The organism is Brevundimonas sp. (genome assembly GCF_036677305.1).
Taxonomy (GTDB): Bacteria; Pseudomonadota; Alphaproteobacteria; order Caulobacterales; family Caulobacteraceae; genus Brevundimonas.
Map to the genome: position 1 here is coordinate 1 of NZ_JAKFEB010000178.1, position 4019 is coordinate 4019.

At 69.1% G+C, this 4019-nt stretch carries 3 protein-coding genes; 1 reads left to right on the plus strand and 2 read right to left on the minus strand.

Annotated elements, in window-relative coordinates:
• Positions 1-386, minus strand: a 386-nt coding sequence (locus tag V6M42_RS10535; protein WP_332678436.1) for a cytochrome b, incomplete at its 3' end; no start/stop codon positions are given.
• A 119-nt stretch (positions 387-505) separates the two neighbouring features.
• On the opposite strand from V6M42_RS10535, the gene V6M42_RS10540 reads away from it, so the two are divergent.
• Positions 506-2290 carry an acyl-CoA dehydrogenase gene (locus V6M42_RS10540; protein ID WP_332678437.1) on the plus strand — a complete coding sequence of 595 codons (1785 nt, stop codon included), beginning with the start codon at positions 506-508 and terminating at the stop codon, positions 2288-2290.
• 156 nt (positions 2291-2446) lie between these two features.
• Here V6M42_RS10540 and lpdA read toward each other — a convergent pair whose 3' ends face one another.
• Entirely contained in the window at positions 2447-3853 is a 1407-nt protein-coding gene (gene lpdA / locus V6M42_RS10545; protein WP_332678438.1) for a dihydrolipoyl dehydrogenase, read from the minus strand.
• Positions 3854-4019 lie beyond the last annotated feature (166 nt).

Sequence of the window (4019 nt, forward strand, 5' to 3'; positions counted from 1 at the left end):
CCGATGGGCAGGAGCGGCCATTCGAACAGGCCGAACCAGACGATCTCGCGGCCGCCCGCCGACGACGCCGCCCAGCCGACCAGCGGCATGGCGATCAGGAAGACGTAGAAGAGGACGTGGGTGGCCCGCGCCAGCAGCTTCTGCCAGGGCGGCATCGCCTCCGGCAGCGGAAGGGCGGGATTGGCGAGCCGCCAGACGATCCGGCCGAGCGTCAGGACCAGGATGGTCAGGCCGACCGACTTGTGGACCTGGACGAACTCGCGCGACAGCGGCCCTTCGGTCGCCTCGTGCGCGGCGATCAGCAGAACCTGGGTCACGACCAGGGCCGCCGTCAGCCAGTGAAGGGTCAGCGAAACGGTGGAATAGCGGTTGCGCGGTTCAGCCACGATGACCTCCTTCGAACCCCTTCACCTTGACCCGCCCCGGCGCGTTCGCCAAGCCGCCGCTTGCATGCCCCGGCGGCAAGGCGGCATGAACGCGGAACAGTTCGAACCGGGATCCTGCCATGACCTACCGCGCGCCCGTCCGCGACATCGCCTTCGCCCTGCAGGCCGTGGCCGGCATCGACCGGGTCGCCGCCACCGGCGCCTTTCCCGACTATGACGCCGATGTGCTGGGCGCGGTGCTGGAGGCGGCGGCGCAGTTCTCGGAAGGCGTCCTCGCGCCCCTGAACCGCATCGGCGACCAGAAGGGCTCGACCTATGCGAATGGATCGGTCACCGCCGCCCCCGGCTTCGCCGACGCCTATCGCCAGTTCGCCGAGGGCGGCTGGACGGGTTTGTCCGCTCCGGCCCACGCCGGCGGCCAGCAACTGCCCAAGGCGCTGGAACTGGCGGCCTACGAGACCGTCCACGCGGCCAACATGGCCTTCGGCCTGTGCCCCATGCTGTCGCTGGCGACGATCGAGGCCCTGGAGGCGCACGGCACGCCGTCGCAGCGGGAGATCTATCTGTCGAAACTGGTCTCGGGCGAATGGACCGGGGCCATGGTCCTGACCGAGCCGCAGGCGGGCTCGGACCTCGGCGCCCTGACGGCCACGGCGACCCCGAACGGCGACGGCACCTACGCCCTGAACGGCCAGAAGATCTTCATCACCTGGGGCGATCACGACGCCACGGACAACATCGTCCACATGGTGCTGGCCCGCCTGCCCGACGCGCCGGCCGGGCCCAAGGGGATCAGCCTGTTCCTCGCCTCCAAATACCTGGTCAAGGACGACGGCGCGCTGGGCGACCGCAACGGCTTCCGGCCCGTGGGCGTCGAGCACAAGCTGGGCATCCACGCCTCGCCGACCTGCGTCATGGCCTATGAGGGCGCCACCGCCGAACTGGTCGGCGAACCCAATCAGGGCCTCGCCCACATGTTCGTCATGATGAACGCCGCCCGCCTCGCCGTCGGTGTCGAGGGCGTGGGCGTCGCCGAACGGGCCTATCAACACGCCCTCGCCCATGCGCAGGAGCGGCGTCAGGGCCGGTCCGTCTGGACCGGCGAGGCCAACGCCCCGATCATCGATCATCCCGACGTGCGCCGCGCCCTGTCGGTGATGAAGGCCAAGGTCGCGGCCGCCCGGGCCATCTGCCTGTCCACCGGCGTCGCCGCCGACCTTGCGAAGCACGCGGCGACCGAGGAGGAACGCCGCCGCTGGAAGGGCCGCGAGGACCTGTTCACCCCCATCGCCAAGGCCTGGTCGACCGACGTGGGCTGCGAGGTCGCCTCATCGGGGGTCCAGATCCACGGCGGCATGGGATTCATCGAGGAGACGGGCGCGGCCCAGTACTATCGCGACGCCCGCATCGCCCCGATCTACGAGGGCACCAACGGCATCCAGGCCATGGACCTGGTGGGCCGCAAGCTGTCGATGGACGACGGCCAGTCGGCCCGCGACCTGATCGCCGACATGAAGGCGACGCTGGCGAAACTGCCGCGTCTGTATTCCGGCAAGCCCGTGGAGCGGTTCTCGGCCGCCATCGAGGCGGTCGAGGACGCGACCCTGTGGCTGCTGGACCGCAAGGCCGCGGCCGACGGCGCTGCGGATGTGCTGGCGGCAGCCGACGCCTATCTGAAGCTGCTGGGCGACGTCACGGGCGGCTGGATGCTGGCCCAGGGCGCCCTCTACGCCCGCGACCAGCTGGACGGCGGTCAGGGCGACCCGACGTGGCTGGAAGGCAAGATCGCGCTGTACGAGGTCTACGCCGCCAACGTTCTCGGCCACGCCTCCAGCCGTCTGGCGGCCGTGGGTCAGGGCGGAGCCCTGCTGGAGCGGATGAGCGTGGACGTGCTGGCGGGGTAGGTGCGGCAACCTCTCTCCCTCCCCTTCATGGGGAGGGTGGCCGAGCGCAGCGAGGCCGGGTGGGGTGTGATGCGGCATCCGCAGAGCCCGCCCTTGGCGCACCCCACCCGTCGGCTTCGCCGACACCCTCCCCATAAAGGGGAGGGAGAAACAGCTTCAGATGTGGATCACCCGCCCATAGGCGTCCAGCGCCGCCTCGTGCATGGCCTCGGACATGGTGGGGTGCGGATAGACGATGCCGTGGATGTCTTCCTCGGTCGCCTCCATGGCGATGGCGGTGACATAGCCCTGGATCATCTCGGTGACCTCGGCCCCGATCATGTGGGCGCCGATCAGGGCGCCGGTCTTCGCGTCGAAGATCACCTTCACGAAGCCCTCGATCTCGCCGGCGGCGACCGCCTTGCCGTTCACCCGGAAGGGGAAGCGGCCGACCTTGACCTCGCGCTTCGCCTCGCGGGCGCCCTGTTCGGTGATGCCGACCGAGGCGACCTGCGGCTGGGCGTAGGTGCAGCCGGCGATGGGCGAGTTGACGTTGGGCGTCTTGTAGCCGGCGATGTGCTCGGCGGCGTGGATGCCCTCGTGCGAGGCCTTGTGCGCCAGCCAGGGCGCGCCGGCGCAGTCGCCGATGGCGTACAGCCCCTTCACATTGGTCTGGCAGTGGCCGTCGATGGTGATGTGGCCGCGGTCCATGTTGACGCCCAGCGCCTCCAGCCCGATGCCGTCGGTGTTGGCGGTGATGCCGACCGCCGAGATGCAGACCTCGGCCTCCAGCGTCTCGGCCTTGCCGCCGGCCTCGATGGCCACCTGCACGCCCTTGCCGCCCTTCGACACCTTCGTGACCTTGCAGCCGGTGCGGAACTTCATGCCGCGTTTCTCGAACGCCTTCTGCGCCGCCTTGGACACCTCCTCGTCCTCGACCGGCATGATCCGGTCGACGGCCTCGACCACGGTGACGTCGGCGCCCAGCGCCCGGTAGAAGCTGCCGAACTCGACGCCGATGGCGCCCGAGCCGATCACGACGATGGAGGCGGGCATCTTCTTCGGCGCCATGGCCTCGCGATAGGCCCAGATGCGGTCGCCGTCGGCTTCCAGCCCGATCTGGGGGATGGCCTTTGCGCGCGCGCCGACCGCCAGCATCACCGCCTTCGCCTCGACCGTGCGCGATCCGCCGGCCTTCAGGGCGACGACGACCTTCGGGGCCGCAGCGCCCTTCTCCAGCTTGGCCGTGCCTTCGATCACCTCGATCTTGTTCTTCTTCATCAGATAGGTGACGCCCTTGTTCATCGTGGCGGCCACCCCGCGCGAGCGCTGGATGATGGTGTCGAAGTCAAATCCGACCTTGTCGGCGGACAGGCCGTAATCCTTCAGGTGCGACAGGCTTTCGTACTTCTCGGCCGACTTCAGCAGGGCCTTGGTCGGGATGCAGCCCCAGTTCAGGCAGATGCCGCCCAGGCTCTCTCGCTCGACGATGGCGACCTTCTGGCCCAGCTGGCTGGCGCGGATGGCGGCGACATAGCCGCCGGGGCCCGAACCGATGACGATGAGGTCGAATTCAGCGGCCATGTCAGATCAGCTTCTCGATATCGGCCTTGATGGCCTCGGGTTCGACCTGGGGGGCGTAGCGCGCGACCACGCGGCCCTCACGGTCGGTCAGGAATTTGGTGAAGTTCCACTTGATGTCGCGGCTGCCCAGGAAGCCCTTCTTCTGGCTGGTCAGCCAGTCGAACAG

What these genes read in the sequence shown, in the direction of transcription:
- lpdA (WP_332678438.1), bottom strand. Translation starts at nt 3,853, where the DNA reads ATGGCCGCTGAATTCGACCTCATCGTCATCGGTTCGGGCCCCGGCGGC.
- V6M42_RS10540 (WP_332678437.1), top strand. Translation starts at nt 506, where the DNA reads ATGACCTACCGCGCGCCCGTCCGCGACATCGCCTTCGCCCTGCAGGCC.